General features: G+C 72.3%; 14 protein-coding genes. 10 read left to right on the top strand and 4 right to left on the bottom strand.

All coding sequences use genetic code 11. The features are described from left to right. Nucleotides 1-22 precede the first annotated feature (22 nt). The 6 genes from AC5R91_RS07160 to AC5R91_RS07135 all read left to right on the top strand — a co-directional run bounded on the left by AC5R91_RS07160 (nucleotide 23) and on the right by AC5R91_RS07135 (nucleotide 13,344). Entirely contained in the window at nucleotides 23-1,105 is a 1,083-nt protein-coding gene (locus AC5R91_RS07160; protein WP_495396360.1) for a FecCD family ABC transporter permease, read from the top strand. Between the two features lie 135 nt (nucleotides 1,106-1,240). After that, nucleotides 1,241-1,582, top strand: a complete 342-nt coding sequence (locus tag AC5R91_RS07155; RefSeq protein WP_495396359.1) for an MbtH family protein — start codon at nucleotides 1,241-1,243, stop codon at nucleotides 1,580-1,582. After that, on the top strand, nucleotides 1,579-7,002 hold the full coding sequence (locus AC5R91_RS07150; protein ID WP_495396358.1) for a salicylate synthase: 5,424 nt from the start codon (nucleotides 1,579-1,581) through the stop codon (nucleotides 7,000-7,002). The genes AC5R91_RS07155 and AC5R91_RS07150 overlap by 4 nt, the downstream gene beginning before the upstream one ends. Further along, the gene (locus AC5R91_RS07145; protein ID WP_495396357.1) at nucleotides 6,999-8,678 is read left to right on the top strand and encodes a (2,3-dihydroxybenzoyl)adenylate synthase; all 1,680 of its coding nucleotides are present in this window, start codon (nucleotides 6,999-7,001) and stop codon (nucleotides 8,676-8,678) included. Before AC5R91_RS07150 ends, AC5R91_RS07145 begins: the two co-directional genes overlap by 4 nt. 210 nt (nucleotides 8,679-8,888) lie before the next feature. Continuing rightward, nucleotides 8,889-10,031, top strand: a complete 1,143-nt coding sequence (locus AC5R91_RS07140) for a YqcI/YcgG family protein (protein WP_495396356.1) — start codon at nucleotides 8,889-8,891, stop codon at nucleotides 10,029-10,031. A 16-nt stretch (nucleotides 10,032-10,047) separates the two neighbouring features. After that, nucleotides 10,048-13,344 carry an amino acid adenylation domain-containing protein gene (locus AC5R91_RS07135; protein ID WP_495396355.1) on the top strand — a complete coding sequence of 1,099 codons (3,297 nt, stop codon included), beginning with the start codon at nucleotides 10,048-10,050 and terminating at the stop codon, nucleotides 13,342-13,344. Between the two features lie 27 nt (nucleotides 13,345-13,371). Here AC5R91_RS07135 and AC5R91_RS07130 read toward each other — a convergent pair whose 3' ends face one another. Continuing rightward, nucleotides 13,372-14,025 (bottom strand): MOSC domain-containing protein, encoded by a 654-nt coding sequence (locus AC5R91_RS07130; RefSeq protein WP_495396354.1) that lies wholly within the window; start codon nucleotides 14,023-14,025, stop codon nucleotides 13,372-13,374. A 458-nt stretch (nucleotides 14,026-14,483) separates the two neighbouring features. Between AC5R91_RS07130 and AC5R91_RS07125 the strand changes: the two genes are divergently transcribed. Next, nucleotides 14,484-14,717 carry a hypothetical protein gene (locus AC5R91_RS07125; protein WP_495396353.1) on the top strand — a complete coding sequence of 78 codons (234 nt, stop codon included), beginning with the start codon at nucleotides 14,484-14,486 and terminating at the stop codon, nucleotides 14,715-14,717. A 529-nt stretch (nucleotides 14,718-15,246) separates the two neighbouring features. Further along, nucleotides 15,247-16,965, top strand: a complete 1,719-nt coding sequence (ctaD, locus tag AC5R91_RS07120; protein WP_495396352.1) for an aa3-type cytochrome oxidase subunit I — start codon at nucleotides 15,247-15,249, stop codon at nucleotides 16,963-16,965. A 129-nt stretch (nucleotides 16,966-17,094) separates the two neighbouring features. On the opposite strand, the gene AC5R91_RS07115 is transcribed toward ctaD, so the two are convergent. Further along, nucleotides 17,095-18,195, bottom strand: a complete 1,101-nt coding sequence (locus tag AC5R91_RS07115; protein WP_495396351.1) for a winged helix DNA-binding domain-containing protein — start codon at nucleotides 18,193-18,195, stop codon at nucleotides 17,095-17,097. A 201-nt stretch (nucleotides 18,196-18,396) separates the two neighbouring features. On the opposite strand from AC5R91_RS07115, the gene AC5R91_RS07110 reads away from it, so the two are divergent. Together AC5R91_RS07110 and AC5R91_RS07105 are read left to right on the top strand one after the other, a co-directional pair. Further along, on the top strand, nucleotides 18,397-18,603 hold the full coding sequence (locus AC5R91_RS07110; protein WP_495396350.1) for a hypothetical protein: 207 nt from the start codon (nucleotides 18,397-18,399) through the stop codon (nucleotides 18,601-18,603). Between the two features lie 240 nt (nucleotides 18,604-18,843). Continuing rightward, nucleotides 18,844-19,182, top strand: a complete 339-nt coding sequence (locus tag AC5R91_RS07105) for a hypothetical protein (protein WP_495396349.1) — start codon at nucleotides 18,844-18,846, stop codon at nucleotides 19,180-19,182. A 68-nt stretch (nucleotides 19,183-19,250) separates the two neighbouring features. On the opposite strand, the gene AC5R91_RS07100 is transcribed toward AC5R91_RS07105, so the two are convergent. Both AC5R91_RS07100 and AC5R91_RS07095 read right to left on the bottom strand, forming a co-directional pair. Continuing rightward, nucleotides 19,251-19,412 carry a hypothetical protein gene (locus tag AC5R91_RS07100; protein WP_495396348.1) on the bottom strand — a complete coding sequence of 54 codons (162 nt, stop codon included), beginning with the start codon at nucleotides 19,410-19,412 and terminating at the stop codon, nucleotides 19,251-19,253. Between the two features lie 122 nt (nucleotides 19,413-19,534). Further along, nucleotides 19,535-20,779, bottom strand: coding sequence for a hypothetical protein (locus AC5R91_RS07095; RefSeq protein WP_495396347.1), 1,245 nt, complete (start codon nucleotides 20,777-20,779; stop codon nucleotides 19,535-19,537). Between the last annotated feature and the right edge of the window lie 216 nt (nucleotides 20,780-20,995).

Here is a 20,995-nt window from a genome sequence, read left to right as displayed (position 1 = left end):
AAGCGTGAGAAGCGTGAGGAGCGTGAGGAGCACGCCGACGGCCGTCGCCGACCCCCGATCGCCGGGGCGGCCCGTTCCGTGGCTGGCCGTGCGGCTGCTGTCCGACCGCGTCTCGATCCGGGTCCGCCCACGCGCCGTCGTGGTCGGCGCCGTGCTGGCGGCGCTGGTGGCGCTCATCGGCATCTGGACGTTGATGACCGGCGAGTACCCGGCGACGGCGGGCGAGGTTCTGCGCACCCTGTTCGGTACGGGCCCACCGGGCGTCGAGATCATCGTGACGAGGTTCCGGCTGCCCCGGCTGGTGATCGGCATCGGGGTGGGCGCCGCGCTCGGCGTGGCCGGAGCGCTCTTCCAGAGCCTGTCCCGCAACCCGCTCGGCAGCCCCGACATCATCGGCTTCACCACGGGGTCGGCGACCGGTGCGCTCCTGGTCATCCTGGTCTTCCCCGGCAGTCCGATCGGCACCCCGGCCGGCGCGATCCTCGGCGGGCTCGTGACGGCGTTCGTCGTGTACGCCCTCGCCTACCGCCGCGGGATGCAGGGGACCCGGCTGATCCTCGTCGGCATCGGGGTGTCCGCGGTCGCCGAGGCGGTGAACTCCTACCTGCTCAGCCGATCCTCGCTCGACGCCGCGCAGGAGGCCCAGCGCTGGCTGGTCGGCAGCCTCAACGGCCGGAGCTGGCAGTATGCCTGGCCGCTGTGGGCGGCGCTGGCCGTCCTGCTGCCGATCACCCTGCTCCTCGCCCGCCGGATCGAGATCGTGGAGCTGGGGGACGATCTCGCGCTCGCGCTGGGGGTCCCGGTCGAGCGGGTGCGCCTGTCGCTGGTGGTCTGCGGGGTGGCCCTGACCGCGGTGGCCACGGCGGCGGCGGGTCCGATCTCCTTCGTGGCGCTGGCCGCGCCGCAGATCGCGCGTCGGCTGGTGCGGGCGGGGACGACGTCCCTGCTACCCGCCGCGCTGACGGGCGCGCTGATCATGGCGGCCGCCGACTTCGCCGGGCAGCGGCTGCCGCACTCGATCCAGCTGCCCGTCGGGCTCAGCACCGGCGCGATCGGCGGTCTCTACCTGATCTGGCTGCTCAGCGGGGAGCTACGCCGGGCCTGATCCGGCCTGCGCGCGCCGAGAACGTGGGAATTTCGGCGGCTGGCGGGGGGTAGACGAGCGAGACATTTTTAGGTAAACCTTACTTAATATGACGGCGACGACGTCGCGGGCTGAGATCCAAGGAGACGGCACCTCATGTCGACCAACCCGTTCGATGACGACAAGGGCAGCTTCTTCGTCCTGACCAACGCCGAGGGTCAGCACTCGCTGTGGCCGACATTCGCGCCCGTGCCGGCTGGATGGACGAGCGTGTACGGAGCCGCCAGCCGGTCGTCCTGCCTGGAGTACGTCGAGGCCCACTGGATGGACCTGCGCCCGGCGAGCCTGATCACCCAGATGGCGGCCGATCGCGCGGCCGCCGGTGCGCCGGGGACGGATGCGTTGGCCACCCGGGGTGGTCGCGACGGTGTCGGTCGCGCGGGTGTCGGTCGCGCGGGTGTCGGTCGCGACGGTGTCGACACCGGCGCATCCCGATGACTGCGCCGGTGGTCTACCACGAACGGACGGTGCCGCTCGCCGGTGATCCGCTGGCCGCGGCGGCGCGGTTCGCCCGCCATGCCGCGGCGCCGGTGAGCGTCTACGAGCGGGACGGCGCCTGGCTGTGCGGCTCGGGGGTCCTGGCCGAGATCGTCCTGTACTGGGCCGAGATCCGGTACCGCGCGGGCGGGGACTGGCGGGTCGAGGCGGTCGACGGCGCTCCGCTGCGCGTCTTGGCCCGCGTCCTGGCAGGCCTGCCGGTCGCCGACTGGCGGGCGTGCGGCTGGGCCGGCTTCGAGCTCGGACCCCGGGCGCTCGGGCTGCCCGGGCCGGTCGGCCCCGACCCGCTCGTCCACCTGGTCATCCCGGCCCGCGAGGCGCGGCTGTCGGCCCACGGCGCGCTGCTGCGCGCGGCCGAGGCGGCCGACCTCGACCCGCTGGCCGACACCATCGGCGGTCCGTCCGCCGCGGAGCCGGGCCAGTCCCGGCCGCTGGCCGACCTCGACCATGGCGCCGACGACTACCGGCGGATCGTGGCCGGGGCCGTCGAGGACATCCAGGCCGGGCGGTTGCGCAAGGTGATCCTCTCCCGGGTCGTCCCCGTCGAGGGCGAGATCGACCTGGTGGCGACCTACGAGCGGGGGCGGCGTGGCAACACGCCGGCCCGTTCCTTCCTGCTCGATCTGGACGGCGTGCGCGCGATCGGGTTCAGCCCGGAGACCGTCGTCGAGGTCGGCGCCGACGGCCGGGTCTCCACCCAGCCGCTGGCCGGCACGACGGCGTTCGACGGTGGTGCCGGGTCCGACGGTCCGGGCGGCGACCGGGCCCGGCGGGAGGCACTGCTGCGCGACCCGAAGGAGATCTACGAGCACGCGGTGTCGGTGCAGGTGGCCCAGGAGGAGCTCCGGCCGCTGTGCGCGCCGGGCACGCTGGTCGTCGACGAGTTCATGAATGTCCTCGAGCGGGGCAGCGTGCAGCACCTGGCCTCGCGGGTCAGCGGCCGGCTCGCGCCCGGCCGGGACGCCTGGGACGCGCTGGGGGCCGTCTTCCCGTCCGTCACCGCCAGCGGGGTGCCGAAGGACGCCGCCTGCGCGGCGATCCGGCGCTACGAGTCGTCCCCGCGCGGCCTCTACAGCGGTGCCGTGATCAGCGCGAGCTCGGACGGCGCCCTCGACGCCGCCCTCGTCCTGCGCGCGGCGTTCCAGCGCGACGGCCGGACCTGGCTGCGGGCCGGGGCCGGTGTCGTCGGGGCGTCGCGCCCGGAGCGGGAGCTGACGGAGACGAAGGAGAAGCTGCGTAGCGTCAGCCGCTTCCTCGTACCGGCCCAGCCGGCCCCGGTCCCGGCGTCGGCGCCCGCCGACCCGGCCGCGGTCGACGATCTCGAGCGGCTCCGGCGCATCGCCGCCGAGCTGATCGAGGAGGATCCGGCCGAGCTCGCCGACGACGACAACCTCTTCGAGCGGGGCCTGGAGTCGATCGCGCTCATCCGCGCGGTCGGGGAATGGCGGCGGGCCGGCATTGAGGTCAACTTCGCGGAGCTGGCCGAGAACCCGACCGTGGACGGCTGGTTCAAGCTGCTGGCCGGCGCGGCCGGGTCCGAGGTAGCCGGCGTCGAGGTAGCCGGCGTCGAGGCGGTCGGTGCCGAGGTGGACGGCACCGGGGCGGCCGGCGCCGAGTTCCCGCTGGCGCTCATGCAGCATGCCTACTGGATCGGGCGCGGCGACGGGCAGACCTACGGCGGCGTCGCCGCCCACCTCTACACGGAGTTCGACGGGAGCGGGCTCGAGCCGGCCCGGCTGACCGCCGCGATCGAGCGTCTCGTCGAGCGGCACGAGGCGCTGCGGACCCGGATCACCGACAACGGCGGTCAGGTCGTCGAGGCGCGGTCGGGCTGGCGCGGTCTGACCGTGCACGACCTGCGCGCGCTGGACTCCGACGGGGTCGCGGCGCACCTGGCCGCGGTCCGCGACCGGCTGTCCCACCAGATGCTCGGCATCGAACGGGGCGAGGTCTTCTCGACCGCGCTGAGCGTGCGGCCCGACGGCACGGCCCGGTTCCACCTCGACGTCGACATGGTCGCCGCCGACGCGGTCAGCTACCGCGTCCTGCTGGCCGACCTGGCCGAGGAGTACGGGCGCCCGGACGAGGTCGCGCCGGCGCCGGCCTACACCTACCGCCGCTACCGCGCGGAGCGCGACGTCGACTCCCGCGCGGCGGCCGAGCAGGCCCGGCGGGCCTGGCGCGACCGCCTGCCCGGCCTGCCCGGGGCGCCCCAGCTCCCGCTGGCACCCCAGCTCCCGCTGACGCCGCAGCCGGGCGCCGCCGGCGGGCCGGGAGGACCGCCCCGGGTGGCCCGGCGGCACTTCCGGTTGCCGCCCTCGGCCCGTGCCGCCCTCGGCCGGGCCGCCCACCGGCACGGCATCACCCCGGCGATGGCCGTCGCGACCGCGTTCGCCGAGGTGCTCGGCGGCTGGAGCGCGCAGCCGCGGTTCCTGCTCAACGTCCCGCTGTTCGACCGTGAGCCGATCCACCCCGACGTCAACGGGATCGTCGGCGACTTCACCAGCTCGGTGCTGCTGGAGATCGACCTGACCGACAGCATCCCGTTCGTCGAGCGGGCCCGCCGGATTCAGACCCGGCTGCACGCCGACGCCGCCCACGCCGACTACTCCGGCGTCGAGGTGCTGCGTGACCTGGGCCGCCTGCGCGGCGAACCGGTGCTCGCGCCGGTCGTGTTCACCAGCGCGCTCGGCCTCGGCGAGCTGTTCGACGCCTCGGTGCGCCGGGAGTTCGGCGAGCCGGTGTGGATCATCTCGCAGGGCCCGCAGGTCCTGCTGGACGCCCAGGTCACCGAGCTCGACGGGGGCATGCTGGTCAACTGGGACGTCCGCGAGGACACCTTCGCACCCGGCGTCGTCGACGCGATGTTCAGCGCCTTCGAACGGCTCGTGCGCGGCCTGGCCGGCCCCGACCATGCCGGCCCCGACCATGCCGGCCCCGACCCGGCCGACGTGAGCGCGGCGACCGGCACGCACGGCGTCGCCTGGGACCGGCCCGTCGACGGGCTGGTCGCCTCGTCGACGAGGGCGGTGCGGCGCCAGGCCAACGCGACCGCGGGGCCGGTGTCCACCCGCCTGCTCCACGAGGGGTTCTTCGCGGCGGCGCGCCACCCGGACGCGCCCGCCCTGCTGTGGGACGCACCGGCCGGCGGCGGGCAGTCGCCGGTACGCCGCTCGCTGTCCTACGGCGAGCTGGCCGGGCAGGCGACGGCGGTGGCCGGCGCGCTGGTCGCGCGGGGCGTCCGGCCGGGCGACCTGGTCGGCGTCAGCCTGCCGAAGGGGCCGGAGCAGGTCGTCGCCGTCCTCGGGGTGCTGGCGGCCGGGGCGACCTACGTGCCGATCGGAGTGGACCAGCCGGCGACCCGGGTCGCGCGGATCGCCGACACCGCCGGCTTCAGTACGGTCATCACCGCGCCGGCCACAGTCTCGCCCGCGGATTCAGCCTCGCCCGGGCATTCAGTCTCGCCCGGGCATTCAGCCTCGCCCGCGGATTCAGTCTCGCCCGGGCATTCAGCCTCGCCCGCGGATTCGGTCTCGCCCGCGGATTCGGATTCGTCCTCGGCACCGCCCGGGCCGGACTGGCCGGCCGGCGTCCGGCCGCTCAGCCTCGACGACGCGCTCGCCGCCGGCGCGGCCGTCCCGGCGGGGGCGCTCACGCTGCGCGCGGCCGACGATCCCGCCCGCCTGGACGAGCCGGCCTACGTGCTGTTCACCTCGGGCTCGACCGGTCAGCCCAAGGGCGTCGAGGTCAGCCACCGGGCCGCGATGAACACCATCGACGACCTGATCGACCGGCTCGGCCTCGGCCCAGGCGACCGGACGCTGGCCGTGTCGGCCCTCGACTTCGACCTGTCGGTCTTCGATCTCTTCGCCCCGCTGTCGTCCGGCGGCGCGGTGGTGCTCGTGGACGAGGAGTCCCGGCGCGAGGCCGCCCGCTGGGCCGAGCTCATCGCCTCCCACCGAGTCACGATCCTCAACTGCGTGCCCGCGGTGCTGGACCTGGTCCTGGCCACCGGGGCGTCGCTGGGCACCAGCCTGCGCGCGGTGCTCCTGGGCGGCGACCGGGTCGGGGTCGACCTGCCCGGCCGGCTCGAGGCGGCCGTTGCCGGCTGCCGGTTTCTCGGGCTCGGCGGCACCACCGAGACGGCCATCCACTCCACCGTGTGCGAGGTCGTCGGGGGTGGGCCGGTGCCGCCCGAATGGTTCTCGGTGCCCTACGGCACCCCGCTGCGAGGCGTCCGGCTTCGCGTGGTCGACGCCCTGGGCCGCGACTGCCCCGACCACGTCGCCGGCGAGCTGTGGATCGGCGGGGCCGGCGTCGCCCGCGGCTACCGCGGCGACCCGGAGCGCACGGCCGACCGGTTCGTCAGCCACGCGGGCGAACGGTGGTACCGCACCGGCGACCTCGCCCGCTACCTCCCGGACGGAACCGTCGAGTTCCTGGGCCGCCGCGACCACCAGGTCAAGATCAGAGGCTTCCGGGTGGAACTGGGGGAGATCGAGGCGGCGCTCGCGTCGGTGCCCGGCGTCCGGGCCGGGGTGGCCGCTCTGACGGGCGGCGCGGACGGACGTGCGAGCTCGCTCGGCGCGGTCGTCGTCCTGGCCGCGGGGGAGGATCCACCGAACCCGGCCGACCAGGCGGACCCGGCGACGGTCCGGGCCGCCCTGCGGGCCGTCCTGCCACCGCACATGGTGCCCGACCGGGTCGTCGCGGTGGCCGAACTCCCGCTGAGCGCCAACGGGAAGATCGACCGTAAGGCGGTCGGAGCCCTGCTCGAGGGCGATCTGGACGGAGCCCGGCCGGCCGCCACCGCGCCGACATCGGACCTGGAACGGATGATCCTCTCGGTCTGGCAGGAGGTGCTGCATCGCGACACGGTCGGTGCTGTCGACACGGTCGGTGCTGTCGACACGGTCGGTGCCGCGGACACGGTCGGTGCCGCCGGGGAGTTCGGGGTCTCCGGAGGGTTCGGGGTCACCGACGAGTTCTTCGCCCTCGGCGGCGACTCCGTGCTCGCCACCGCCATGGTGGCCCGGCTGCGCGACGAGCTCGACACCGGCGAGGTGACGGTCCGGATGCTGTTCGGCGCGCCGACGGTCGCCGCGCTCGCGCGGGCCATGCGCGCGGCCGAGCCCATCCCCGGGCGGCTCGATCGCGTCGCGGCGATCGCCTGGGAGATCGCCGGCCTCTCCGACGACGAGATCGAGGCGCGGCTGCTCGACCCGGTCGAGCTATCCGGCCCCGCCAGCACGCTCGACACTGCCGGCGCGCCCGACACCGCCGGCACGCTCGACACCGCCGGCACGCCCGAAACCGCCGGCACGCCCGAAACCGCCAGCACGGCTGGGACCGAACGGTGAGCGTCCCGCTGGTCACCGATCCGCCGGCCGAGGCGGGCGAGGCGGACGGCTGGGTCCGTTGGCCGGACGAGTTCGCCCGCCGCTACGCGGACGAGGGCTACTGGCGGGGCGGCCCGCTCGGCGACCGGCTGCGGGCCTGGGCCGAGCGGTTCGGCTCCACCACCGCCGTCGTGGCCGGTCCGCGGTCCCGCCCGGTCCGGCTCTCCTACGCCGACCTCGACCTGGTCGTCGACGACCTGGTCGTCGGCCTCGACCGACTCGGCCTCGCCCCGGGCGACCGCGTCCTGGTCCAGTTGCCCAACCGCGTCGAGTTCGTGACGCTGCTGTTCGCGCTGCTCAGGCTGGGCGCGATCCCGGTGCTCGCGCTGCCCGCGCACCGCCGGGTCGAGATCGAGTACCTGGCCCGACTGTCCGGCGCCCTCGCCTACGCCATCCCGGACACCCACGAGGGCTTCGACCACCGTGCGCTGGCCCGGGAGATCGTCGCCGCGGTCCCGTCGGTGCGTCACGTGCTGGTGGCCGGCGAGGCCGGTCCCTTCACCGGCATCGACGCGGTCGCGGCGGCCGGCGCGGACGCCCGGGCCGCGGCGGCGCCGCCACCCGTCCCACCGGCCCCTGATCCGGCCGGCGTCGCGGTGCTGCTCATCTCGGGCGGCACGACCGGCAAGCCCAAGCTCATCCCGCGCACCCACTGGGACTACGCGTACAACGCGCAGGCCAGCGCCCGGCTGTGCGGGCTGACCAACGAGGACGTCTACCTGGCGGCGCTGCCCGCCGCGCACAACTTCCCGCTGGCCTGTCCGGGCATCCTGGGGGCGCTCGGGGTCGGCGCGACGGTGGTCCTGGCGCCGTCTCCCAGCCCCGAGATCGTCTTCGAGCTCGTCGCCCGGGAACGGGTGACGGTGACCGCCCTCGTCCCGGCACTCGCCCGAATCCTGGTCGACGCCGCCGGATGGGAGAAGCCGGACACCACCAGCCTGCGCCTGCTCCAGGTCGGGGGCGCCCGGCTGGACGCCGAGCTGGCCCGGCGCATCCCGACGGTCCTCGGCCCGGGGGTCCAGCAGGTCTTCGGCATGGCCGAGGGGCTGCTCAACTACACCCGTCCGGACGAGGACGCCGAGCTCGCCTTCACCACCCAGGGCCGCCCGCTCGCGCCGGCCGACGAGATCCGGATCGTCGACCGCGGCGGTGCCGACGTGGCGCCCGGCGAGATCGGCGAACTGTGGACCCGCGGCCCCTACACGGTGCGGGGCTACTACCGGGCCGCCGAACACAACGCGACCGCGTTCAGCCCGGACGGCTTCTACCGCACCGGAGACCTGGTCCGGCTCACGGCGAGCGGCAACCTGGTCGTCGAGGGCCGGATCAAGGATGTGATCAACCGGGGCGGGGAGAACGTCTCCGCCACCGAACTCGAGGAGCACCTGCTCGGCCACCCCGCCATCGCCGAGGCGGCCGTCGTGGCGGCGGCGGACGAGCAGGTCGGCGAGAGCGTCCGCGCGGTGGTCGTCCTGACGCCCGGGGCGACGCTGACCCTGAAGGCCGTCAAGGCGTACCTGCGCGAGCGCGGGCTGGCCCGCTTCATGCTTCCCGACCTGCTCACAGTCGCCGAGACGATACCGCTCACCCCCGTCGGAAAGATTGACAAGCGGGAGCTGCGCCGCCGTCTCGGCTAGCGCCGTCCGGCGGTGACGCGGGCGGACCCGCATGGCCATCCGCATCCGCGCCGACGCGCCGCCATCCCGAAGCCGTGCCGCCTCCCGGGGACGGCACACCGAAGCCGCAAAACCCCAATCTCCGTTAGTCGCTTCGGCCGGCTCGAACTGAGTTCACACCACGACCGCGGGTTGGGATCGGCCCGCGGCTGAGCAAAGAGAGAAACAACAGTGCGAGACACGCCGAAAGCCGGTGGGCTGAGTACGGCCGGCGCTACCGACGCATTCCGCGAGGAGATCCTGGACCTGGCCATCGGCCCGATGCCGGGCTGGGGCGCCGTCTGCGCACGGGACATCATGGCGACGCTGCGGTCCGACACCGAGCCCTTCCCCTGCGTCTTCGCGGTGGCCGCGGCCCACAAGGGCGGGCTGCGGTTCGGTTTCGTCGAGGACCTGCGCGACGAACGGACCTGGTCCGTCCTGCCGGACATCCTGGCCACCTATCTGGCGGTCTACCAGTCGATATCGCGGGACACGTCCCTGGTCGTGTTCTTCGGATCCGGTGGCGGGACGGCGGGGCAGCAGACCGACGACGTCCTCTCCTACGAACAGCGATTCTGGTCGATACTGCGCTACCTGCACGACAGCGACGGCGAGCCCTGGCCGTCGGACATCCCGACCGACACCGACGATCCCGGCTGGGAGTTCAGCTTCCGCGGCACCCCGATTTTCGTCGTCTGCAACACGCCGGCGCATCGGCGGCTGCGCAGCCGCAGCAACCCGGTCTTCACCATCACGTTCCAGCCTCGCTGGGTCTTCACCGGACTGGAGCCGACCAGTCCGCGGGGCGCGGCCGCGCGAAAAATCATTCGCGAGCGCCTCGCCCGGATGGACGAGGTCGATTCGACGCCGCTGCTGGGCTCGTACGGCGACCCGGCCAACCGGGAATGGAAGCAGTATTTCCTGCGTGACGACGCCTCGGTCGCCGATTCCTGCCCGTTCCATGCTGGTTCCGGCCGCCGGCCGACCGGGGCAGCCGCCGGGCAGGCGGTGCCGTCGCTGACCGACCCGGGCGCGCCGGATCGGTTCAAGGTGGTCGTCAACCAGGAACAGCAGTTCTCGGTGTGGCCGCACGGGCGGCCCAACGCGCTCGGCTGGTTCGACACCTCCGTCACCGGATCCCGGCAGCACTGCCTGGACAGCATCGAGCTGACCTGGACCGATATGCGGCCACGCAGCCTGCGGCGGCGGATGTCGGGACGCGGCGGCGGCGCGTCCAGCGGCGCCGCGCGGGTGCGCACCGGCCGGTACAGCTCCGTCGGTGGCCCGGATCCGGCGGCGGGCCGCGGGCCGGTCGCCACGAGTTCCGTCTGATCGGCAGGGAGGAACCATGGTCACGAGCCGGCCTTCCAGCCACCCGTCGGGTCCATCGGGCGACGCCGCCGGGGGCGGGACCGACCTCGCCCAGCGGGGAACGGACGCGGACGACTTCTCCAGCGGGCGGGTGGACCCGCTCGTCGGGCGCTCGCTCACCGCCCTGGTGGCGGAGGCGACCCGGCGAACACCGGATGCGACCGCCGTCGTCGACCCGGCGAACCGGGAGGCGGACACAGTCGTCACCCTCACCTACACCGACCTCGAACGGCGGGCCGAGGCCCTCGCCGCGTCGTTGCGCGCGGTCGGGGTCGGCCCGGAGGTGACCGTCGGCGTATGCCTGCCACGCTCGGCCGCCCAGGTGGTGGCCCTGCTCGGCGTGCTGCGGGCCGGCGGCGCGTTCGTTCCGTTGGACGCCTCCTGGCCGGCCCGACGCGTCAGCGCGGTGGCCGACGAGGCCCGGATCTCGGCGGTGGTGGCCGGGACGGCCGGCGCCCCGCCGGAGCTGTCGGCCGGCGCCGGCTTCGTGCCGTTGCTCCGGCTGGACCCGGCCGGCCGGCTCGCCACCGCCGCCGGCACGTCCGCCGGCACGTCCGCCGGCACGTCCGCCGGCACGTCCGCCGGCACGTCCGTCAGGGCGGTCCCGGGCGACGACCCGAGCTCCGGCGACCCGTACTCGGTTGGGGAGCCGTACTCGGCCGTGGATATGGAGAACCTCGCCTACGTCATCTACACCTCCGGCTCAACCGGGACGCCCAAGGGCGTGATGATCCGTCATCAGGCGATCTGCAACCGGCTGCGCTGGCAGATCGACCTGCTGGGCCTCACCGGCGCCGACACCGTCCTGCACAAGGCGCCGCTGAGCATCGACATCTCGATCAACGAGATCTTCCTGCCGCTGGTCGCCGGGGCACGCATCGTGATCGCGCCGCCCGGCGCCGAGACGGATCCGGGCGCGTTGCTCGCGATCGTTCACGCGCATGCGGTGACGTTCTGCTACGTCGGGCCGGCCACGCTCGGGGCGATGCTCGAATGTCCGGACGCCGAGGAGGCGGGACGTTCGTTGCGGCACGTCTGGTGCGGGGGCGAGGTCCTGCGCGACGACGCCTACCGGCGCTTCCGGGAGCGGTGGCGGGCCCGGCTCTACCACGGCTACGGCCCGGCCGAGGCGACGATCGGGGTCTCCTGCCGGGTGTTCGACCCGGACCAGGCCACCGCCCGCGTGTCGATCGGCCGGCCGAACCCGAACACCCAGATCCGGGTCCTGGACGCCGACTACAACCCCGTGCCTCTCGGCGCGGCCGGCGAGCTGTTCATCAGCGGATTGCCGCTGGCCCGGGGCTACCTCAACGACCCGCGTCGCACCGCGGACCAGTTCGTGCCCGACCCGTTCAGCCCGGTCCCCGGCGGCCGGATGTACGCCACCGGGGACCTGGGCCGGTTCCGTGCCGATGGGGAGATCGAGTTCCTCGGCCGGGCCGACAACCAGGTGAAGATCCGTGGCTTCCGGGTGGAGCTGGAGGAGATCGAGAACGTCCTGTGCGGCCAGCCCGGAATCCGCCACGCCGCCGTCGTCGTCGTCCCCGGCGAGGCGGGCGACGACGACGAGCTGCGGGCGTACTGCGTGCGCGCGGGGGCCGGCGGCCCGCCGAACCTGCGGGCGGTCCTCGCCGGACAGCTTCCCGAGCACATGGTCCCGGACACCTTCGTCGACGTCGCCGAGCTGCCGCTGACCGCGGCCGGCAAGATCGATCGGCGCGCGCTCGCCGCGCCCGGCCCACCCGCCGCCAACGACCAGCCCCGCCAGGGGAGGAACTCCATGATTTCGGACCAGACCACGGCGCCGGCCGGGCTCACCGCCCCGGAGCGCTCCCTCGACATCGACGACGTTGCCCGCCGGGTGCAGGCCGCTCAGGACGGTCCGGGCGCGCACGCGCTGGTGCGCTCGTTCGCGTCGAACCCCGCCTTCCGCCCGGCCGAGTGGGAGGAGCTGACCACCGAGGACGACCCGTACCGCCGCCCGGTCCGGCCCGCCGACCTGGCCTGGCTGGACTACGGCACCGCGCTGGGACCGGACGACACGCTCAGGCTCTCGGGCCTGCTCGGGCACCGGATGCTGCGCAACATCTACGACGCGGACCTGCTGTACCTGCCGCCGAACCGGAACGCGGCGGCCGATCGCGACGGTGCGGACTTCTACAGCGCGGCGAACCGGCTGCGCGGCGCGCTCGCCCAACCGGTCCTCGAACGCCACCTGTTCTCGTTCCTGGCGTCCCACCGCCCCTCCCCGCCGGCCGGTCCGTCGCCCGCCGGGGTGCTGGGCGAACTACGCGGCTACTGGGAGGAACGCCGGGACCGCCCGGGAGATACGTTCGCGGTGCTGCGCGGCACCCGCGACCGGCGCGAGGCGACGACGTTCGCGCTGTTGCAGCTCTCGGCATACCTGCCCGCGGTACGCGCGGCGACCGCCCGCGCGTCGCTCGGCGAGTACGACCCCGCCCACTGCGTCGCCCGGGAACTGCTGCTCGACGACTACCGGCGCTGGGTGGCGGACTCGTCCGCGTGGACGGCGCTGCTCACCGCGGCCGGGCTCACCCCGACGGTCGGGGCGTACTGGCAGCTCTACCTGAACACCTCGCTGGCCCGCGGCAACCATCTGCACCTGCTGTCCCGCTCGCCGCACCGGCACGCCGAACTGCTCGGCGCGTTCGTGCACCAGCGCATCGACGACGCGGTCGTCGCCACCGCCTGGGCGGACGCGGTCGAGGACGGCCTCGGCGAGCGGCCGGCCCTGTTCACCGCGCGACCGCCGGCATTGACCCCGGACACCCTGGACACCCTGGACACCCTGGACGACCTGGTCGGCACGCTGCTCACGCCGCTGCTCGCGCTGTCCGGGGACGCGGCCCTGACCGCCTTCCACGCCGGTTTCACCGACGCCGCCGAACTCGCCCGCCGGTGGGACCGCGACCTCGCCGCGCAGTTGGCCTGGGCGGACTCGATCGAGGAGTACAAGGCGAAGGCGCAGGCCATCGACGCCTACCTCACGACCGAGGGGATCGAGGTCGACCTGGACACGTTCGTCGAGTCGTGCGACGAGACGTCGACGACGCACGTCCACGACGAGCACCGACTGGTTATGATCGAGTCGGGTGACATGCACTTCTGGAACAACGTCACCCACAAGATCGCTCTGACCGACGGCGACAAGATTCTCATTCCCAAGTCGCGGCTCCACGGATCTACGGTGCTGTCCGGATCGTGTACCTACCACCAGCCGATCATCCCGGACGACCTGTACCTGAAGTTCTGATCGCGCGCCAGTCGGGCGATCGGGGCGCTATCCGCCGATGCTGGAATCCGACCGGGCCAGCCGCCGCTGGACCCTGTCCCGTATGTCTTCCGGGAGGAGGTCCGTGATGCCGCCGAGCGCGGGTAGCTCGTCGGGGTCGGTCATGAGCGCCCGGAAAACCTGGCCGACGGTTATTCCGTGACCGGGTCGGTGCAGAACTCCGACCGGGTCCCCGGCGGCGACCTCGCCTTCGGTCAGAACCCGCAGGTACGCGCCGGGCGTACCGCGCCGCGAAAAGCGCGCGATGAGATCGGGGACATCCCAGAACCCGGCGAAGACGCGGCACGGGATGCGGGGTGCGGTCACCTGCACCACCGCGGACCCGACGGCCCAGATTTCGCCGATCCGCGCGCCGGTGACGTCCATCCCCAACGATGTCAGGTTCTCGCCGAAGCTACCGGGAGGAATATCGCGGTCGAGAAAACTCGACCACCAGGAGAAATCCTCGTGCGCGAACACGTACACGGCCCGGTCGGCACCGCCGTGAAATGTCAGGTCACAGATGGTGTCCCCGTGCAGGCCGACCGGGCCGACGTGTACCGGCCCCTCGACGGGACGCTTGTCGATCCCGCTGCGCCCCTGCCTTCCGGTCCACCGATCGGTTCGGACGACGGCGACGTTGACAGTGAGCACACTTCCCATCAGGGGCCACTATCCTATGGTCGAGCGGTATCCTGGGAATTCCGTCGGTGTTCCGGACGCCCGGCCGTCATCGTCCGTGCATGTCACGCCCCCCGACTGTATCGCAGCCGTCCGAATTCCCTGACCGAGCGGAAACCACGGGTTCGGCGCGGCGGAGACCGGCGCGGCGACGATCTGGACTGGGCGGCCGGCCCAGGACGTCCGACGTCACCCGGCCGGCCCAGGGCCAGGACGACCCACCCGCCACCCGCCACCCGCCGGCCGCCACCCGCCGGCCGCCAGCCGCCGGCCGCCACCCGCCGGCCGCCACCCGCCACCCGCCACCCGCCACCCGCCACCCGCCAGCCGCCAGCCGCCATCCGCCGGCCGCCACCCGCCACCCGCCACCCGCCACCCGCCGGCCGCCGAGCCCGGCCGCCGAGCCCGGCCGGCGGCCAACCGGCGGCGGACCGGCAGCCGTGATCGTGACCGTGATGACGCCCGTCGCCGGCAGCGCCCTGCATGTCGTGACCCTGCTCGACGCGCTCACGCGGACCGTGGCGCTCACGCGGACCGTGGCGCTCACGCGGACCGTGGCGGTCTCGGGGACCGACGTGATCGAGCTGGCCTGCTCGCCGGCTGGGGCTCTGCTGCCCCGCCGCGCCTCGCGGGCCGCTCGGCGGGCCGAACCCGTGGCAGAGCACGCCGGCTGACCAGCCGGGTACCGGTCCCGGAGGGACGGGCAGCCACGGTGGGGGCCACCCGATCGGGTGGGGATCAAGGAAGTCGGAGACTCGGCCTGTCAGCCGGCCATCACGGCTGAGCTGATCGTTGGCGGGTGTCGTCCCGGGCGGCGTCACGGCACTCGCTGATCGGTCCGCTTCTTGGAACGTGCTGGTGGCGGGCCATGGGCCGAGCCGAAAGAGGAGTGGAGGGCGCTTCGGCCGATGCCGGGCCGGCCCGGCATAGGACGTTGTGCGCCCGGTTCGGGTGCCGGAGTTCCTCCGATTGTGGGACGTCAGGCCGGGTCGTGGCAACTGGCGCGTGGATAACGTGACCAGCGCCGGCAGGTTTTTCAGCCGGTGCGCCGAGCCGCGCGGCCCGGGGCCGTCTATCCGTCGGGCCCGTTCCCGCCGACGGTGACGACACATTCATTGTGGGCTGCCCGGCGGCGGTCGTGACACCCGTCGCCGGGACCGCGCGCGCCACCGCCGGCAGCGGCAACACGATCGGGAGTGGAATGTGACACTCGTGCACGATACGCCGGCCGGGCATTCGGACCCGCCGGTGGACGAGGCCCCGCCCAGGGTCGTGAGGAGCTTGTTGCAGTACCTGCGGACGACGTCCCACAAGGACATCGCCGTGATGTACTTCATCGTCTCGCTGCTGTTCTTCGCGTTCGCCGGAGTTCTGGCGATGTTCATGCGGGCCGAGCTCACCCGGCCGGGCCTGCAGTACATCTCGAACGAGCAGTACAACCAGTTGTTCACGATGCACGGCACGCTGATGCTGCTGATGTTCGCGACGCCGATCGCGTTCGCGTTCGCGAACTACCTGGTCCCGCTGCAGATCGGCTCGCCGGACGTGGCTTTTCCACGGCTGAACGCGTTGTCGTTCTGGTTCTGGCTGTTCGGCAGCCTGACGGTCACCGCGGGCTTTCTCACGCCGAACGGGGCCGCCTCCTTCGGCTGGTTCGCCTACGCGCCGCTGTCGAACGCCGCCTACTCGCCGGGTGTCGGCAGTGACCTGTGGGTGGTGGGCCTGACCGTCTCCGGCCTGGGCACCATCCTGGGCGCGGTCAACTTCATCACGACGATCCTGTGCCTGCGGGCGCCCGGCATGACGATGTTCCGGCTGCCGATCTTCTGCTGGAACCTGCTGGTCACCTCGATCCTGGTGCTGATCGCCTTCCCGGTGCTCGCGGCCGCGCTGATCGCCCTGGAGTCCGACCGCCGGTTCGGCTCGCATGTCTTCGACGCGAGCAACGGCGGCGCCATCCTCTGGCAGCACCTGTTCTGGTTCTTCGGGCATCCCGAGGTGTACATCATCGCCCTGCCCTTCTTCGGGATGATCACGGAGATCATCCCGGTGTTCTCCCGCAAGCCGCTGTTCGGCTACAAGGGGCTGGTCTACGCGACCATCGGCATCGGGGCGCTGGCGATCGCGGTGTGGGCGCACCACATGTACGTCACCGGCGCGGCGCTGCTGCCGTTCTTCGCCTTCCTGACGTTCCTCATCGCGGTGCCGACCGGGGTCAAGTTCTTCAACTGGATCGGCACGATGTGGCGCGGGCAGATCACCTTCGAGGCGCCGATGCTGTTCGCCGTCGGCTTCCTGGTGACCTTCCTGTTCGGCGGTCTGACTGGTGTCCTGCTGGCCAGCCCGCCGATCGACTTCCACGTCTCGGACAGCTACTTCGTCGTCGGCCACTTCCACTACGTCGTCGCCGGCCTGCTGTTCGCCGGCTTCGGCGGGGTGTACTTCTGGTTCCCGAAGGTCACCGGCCGGATGATGAACGAGCGGCTCGCGAAGATCCACTTCTGGACGATGCTCGTCGGTTTCCACACGACCTTCCTGGTGGATCACTGGCTCGGCGTCCGGGGCATGCCGCGCCGCTACGCCGACTACAGCCCGGCCGACGGCTTCACCACGCTGAACACCATCGCCACCGCGGGCAGCTTCGTGCTCGCGCTGTCGACGTTGCCGTTCTTGTACAACCTGTGGTCGTCCTACCGGAAGGGTCCGATCGTCACGGTGGACGACCCGTGGGGCTACGGCAACTCATTGGAGTGGGCGACGTCCTGCCCGCCGCCGCGGCACAACTTCAAGACGTTGCCGCGGATCCGCTCCGAGCGGCCCGCCTTCGACCTGCACTACCCGGAGGTCGTCGGCCTCGTCGACTACCACGCGACGCCGGAACTCGCCGACGCGCGCACCCAGCTACCCCGGCGCAAGGAATAGGAACCACGCACCCGCACCCGCACCCGCACGCCACCGAACCGCCCCGGCTTCCCACGAACCCGGGGCGGTTCAGGTGTCGCCCGTCAGCGCCAGCCGCCGGGCCCAGCTGCCGGTGTCAGTCGTCCGGAGTCAGTCGTCGAAGTCGACGCTGACGAGCCGGGCCTGGCGGAACGCGGCGAGCCGCTCGGCCTGTTCGGTGATCGACGCGCGCAGGGCTGGTGGGTCCGGCCGCCAGGGGGTCACCAGCAGCCGCAGCTTCGCGCCCGACGCGCGGGGGCGCCACAGGCCGGCGATCTCGCCGTCCACGAGCACGGCGCCGGGGCGACCGAGCACCGGCCACAGGGCCTTCGCCCGCGCTTGGTCGCCGACCAGCAGCGATCTGTCCCGGGCCTGCAGGAACAGGTCGAACGGCCCCAGCAGGCGGACGGTGCGCACCGGGTCCGCGGTCAGCCGGTCGGCGTCCGCCGCCAGCACCCACCGGGCCTCGCCGTCGACGGCCACCTCGACCGCGTCCGCCGGCCAGCGGGCCTTCACCTCCTTCACGGGGGCGTCGAGGAGCTCCGCCACCTGCTTCGGGGTCGCCGGGCCGAGCAGCCGCAGGCAGGCCCGGACGACGTCGAACCGCTCGGGCACCGAGGCGGCGCGGGTGAACTCGGGAAGGGGCTGCAGGACCGGGGGAGAGGTGCCGGCCGCCAGCTCCAGGCCGGCGCGCAGCGCGGCCAGCCGGAACGGCTGCTCGTACAGGTGGGTGGCCCGGCAGGACCGGCAGGCGCGCAGGTACGGCTCGTCCATCACCTCCGTCAGCCGGCTCGACACCTCGCCTTTGACCATCGGGCCGGTGACCAGCTCGCGCATCGCCGCGGCGACGACGTCCAGCGCGGTCAGCGGGCTGATGCCGGCGGCCCGCAGCGGTCTGACCGCGTCGAAGATCCGTTTTCCGGCGTCCGCCTCGGAGAAGGGCTCGACGGCTGCGGCGACGGCGGGCAGATCGCCGCGGCGGTAGAGGTGCGGTGCCCCGCGCAGCGTCCACACCGTCGCGAGCTCGTCGCCGCCCTCGGCCGGGACGTCGACCCCGCGCACCGCCAGTGCCCACCGGCCCCCGTCGGGACCGGTGTCCTGGACGCCGAAGTCCAGGACGGCCGCGTCGGCCAGCGCGGTGGACGCGCTGTCGAGCTGCTGGGCGCGCGCCCGGAAGGCCAGGACCTCCGCCCGCGTGACCGCGTCGACCATGGGGACCAGGGTAGACGCGGCCTCCGACAGTTCGGGCGTCCATCGTGAGGAGGGCGTGCGTCGTCTGCCGCCGGACTTCTGAGGAAAACTCGTCATGCCCGAGTCGTCGAAGAAGTTCCTGATTGCCGGCGCGACCGGCAAGGTCGGTACTTACGTCATCCGCCGGCTGCGTGAACGCGGCGAACAGGTCCGCGGGCTCTGGTGCACCGGGAGGACGAGCGGTCGGCGAAGCTGGCCGACGCGGGCGCGGAGATCGCGGTGGCGGACATGCTCGACCTGGCGGTGATCACCAGCGCGACCCGCGACATCACCGCGGCCTATCTCAGCTACCCGATTGTCCCGGGTCTGCTGGAAGCAACGACGATTTCGCCCAGGCCGCGACCGAGGCCGAAGTCGGCGCGATCGTGAACATGTCCCAGATCTCCGCCCGCCCGGACGCGATCAGCAACGCCGCGCGCCACCACTGGCTGGCCGAACGCATTCTGGACTGGTCGCCCGTTCCGGTCACCCACCTGCGCCCGACGTTCTTCGCCGAATGGCTGGTGTCCTTCTACCAAGCCGGACGGATCGCTGCCGCTGCCCTTCGGGGACGGCCGGCACGCGCCGATCGCCGCCGAGGACCAGGCACGCGTCATCACCGCGATTCTTGTGAACCCCGCGTCACACGCCGGCCGGATCTACCCGCTGTTCGGCCCGAGGGAGCTGAACCACCACGAGATCGCGCGGGAGATGACACGGGCGCTGGGCCGGCCGATTACCTACCGGCCGATCAGCATCGACGAGTTCGCCGGGGAGTTGCGCAACCGCGGTTTCAACGACTACACCGTCCAGCACCTGCGCTCGGTCGCGAGCGACTACGTCAACGGGGTTTTCGCGGGCGCCAACGACGTGGTCAGGACGGTGACCGGAACCGAGCCGCAGACCGTGCGGGAGTTCGTGACCCGCAACAGGAAGTACTACGACGACAGATCCACCATCGACTTCTGATCATCGGCCGCGGACCGCCCACGCCCGGCCCGTGTCTGAGGATGCGGGTCGGCACCTCTCCTGTCCGTTCAGGTGGCCAGGGTGCTGAACCGGACGGGCTCGCGCAGGACGGTGGCAGCGGCGGGGAGGTCGGCGAGGCGGGTGGCGAGGGTGGCCCACGGCCAGGAGTGGGGGAGCGCGGCGTGCAGCACGGGTGCATTGGAACGTGACCTGGGAGGGCGCGCGATCACCCTGCCTTCCCAGGCTGTCGGGCTCTACGCCGATTCCATTCGGCATCGCCCGAAAAATTGCGAGATGCAGGGTACTGCAGCGAGCAACCAGCCTTTCTATGACAGTCCGCACGAATGCCTGATCACGGCCGGGTGCCGGAGAGCGGCGGCGGCATCCGGAACGTGTGTGACCGATGCCAGGCGAAGTAGGGTTCACGGCGTGGTGTCCACCATGGCGTTGTCCTGCCCCTGAAATGGGCGGCCGCATAGTCCGCAAGGGTGGGTACTGCCCGTGCATCCGCGGCGACGAGAATGCTCCCGCCCTCATCCACGCTAATGAAGCCATGTTCGTATAGGCCGTCACAGCCGAACACGCAGGCGAGCATCCCGACGTTGGTAAGATCACGCCGTTCATTGTCCGCGCAGGCGGATCTCTTCTTGATGTGAGCGGCCACCAGGAATCTGAGGGGGAAAACGCGCCCGCACAGAGCGCAGCGATCGGCTCCCAGCGCCAGTAGATGACGCTTCAGGCGCACCTGCTCGCCGCGCTGGGCTCGCATCACGTCCCGGTCAAGAATCCCCTCGAAGAGGGGTGCGGAGGACTGCGGTTCGTCAGGAACCTCGTAATGGTCAACAGGAATTCCTGCGGTCGGAACATCCAGTCCCCACAGCTCCGCGAGATAGTCCGCATCATCGTCAGTGACGACATGCGCCTGCTGTAGGACGGCCGTCGGATTCCAGCCGATCACGGATGTGACCTCAATGAATGGTATATGCACCTGATGAAGATCGCTTATTGCGTACATATACTCCCAGGTGAGCCCGTTGTCGTCCTCACCCCAGAGTCGTCGCGCGACTCCGGGGCTCCGAAACCGATAGGCGACGGTGCCACCCGAAAAGAGCGCCCGGCTACTGTAGAAGAAGACGGCATCACCTGCATGGAAGGCGTCGATCTTTTTCCTGTTACTGCCGCCCTTGCCCGGGGTGAGGCCCCACATCGGCGCCATGCCCTCGGGGAACAACTCTTTGAGTGCGGTCCGATCCTCCGCGGGCAGCAGATCTTCATGTTCAGCGAAGCTGACCGGGGTCAGGATGGTGCGCTCGTACCTGCCTCGGACAGCCGGTGTGCCCTGCGCTGCTGGCTGTAGCAGGATCCGCATGTCGTCTCCGGGATGACACGAAGGGGCAATCGGGCAATCCGGACTTGAGGATAGATGATTCGGCCGGTTGGTAGGTACCCCGCCCCAAGCTCGTGTCAGCACGTCGGAAACTGGATGGATCTCAGCGGAACAGGCGTGGTGTCGCTGGTCGAACAGCACGGCGCCGACCGGAACCTCGCGAACCGAGGAGGCCGAGCGGTTCACCACGCGCTTGACCTGGAAGTTCATTGCCGCAGGCCGACGACTGGGCTATCAGGTTCCGCGACCCGGCCATGACAACGGAAGTCACCCGATGCGGCGAACTCACAACGCCCGCGGGGACGATCAGCATGCAGTCGAGGCCCGGAATCGCCGCCGAGGATCGTTCCAGACCCCCCGGGGCTCCTGATCGCCATCGGCGACGGAGCGTGTCAGCCGTCCCATCCGGGCGCCACGGCGGATCGA

Source organism: Frankia sp. BMG5.60, from assembly GCF_059428125.1.
This window is presented reverse-complemented; position numbering and strand designations above follow the sequence as displayed.

Bases quoted from the DNA above. Each gene is read 5' to 3' on its own strand.
- AC5R91_RS07155 (WP_495396359.1), top strand. From the start codon at position 1,241: ATGTCGACCAACCCGTTCGATGACGACAAGGGCAGCTTCTTCGTCCTG.
- AC5R91_RS07150 (WP_495396358.1), top strand. From the start codon at position 1,579: ATGACTGCGCCGGTGGTCTACCACGAACGGACGGTGCCGCTCGCCGGT.
- AC5R91_RS07135 (WP_495396355.1), top strand. From the start codon at position 10,048: ATGGTCACGAGCCGGCCTTCCAGCCACCCGTCGGGTCCATCGGGCGAC.
- AC5R91_RS07130 (WP_495396354.1), bottom strand. From the start codon at position 14,025: ATGGGAAGTGTGCTCACTGTCAACGTCGCCGTCGTCCGAACCGATCGG.
- AC5R91_RS07115 (WP_495396351.1), bottom strand. From the start codon at position 18,195: ATGGTCGACGCGGTCACGCGGGCGGAGGTCCTGGCCTTCCGGGCGCGC.
- AC5R91_RS07095 (WP_495396347.1), bottom strand. From the start codon at position 20,779: ATGAACTTCCAGGTCAAGCGCGTGGTGAACCGCTCGGCCTCCTCGGTT.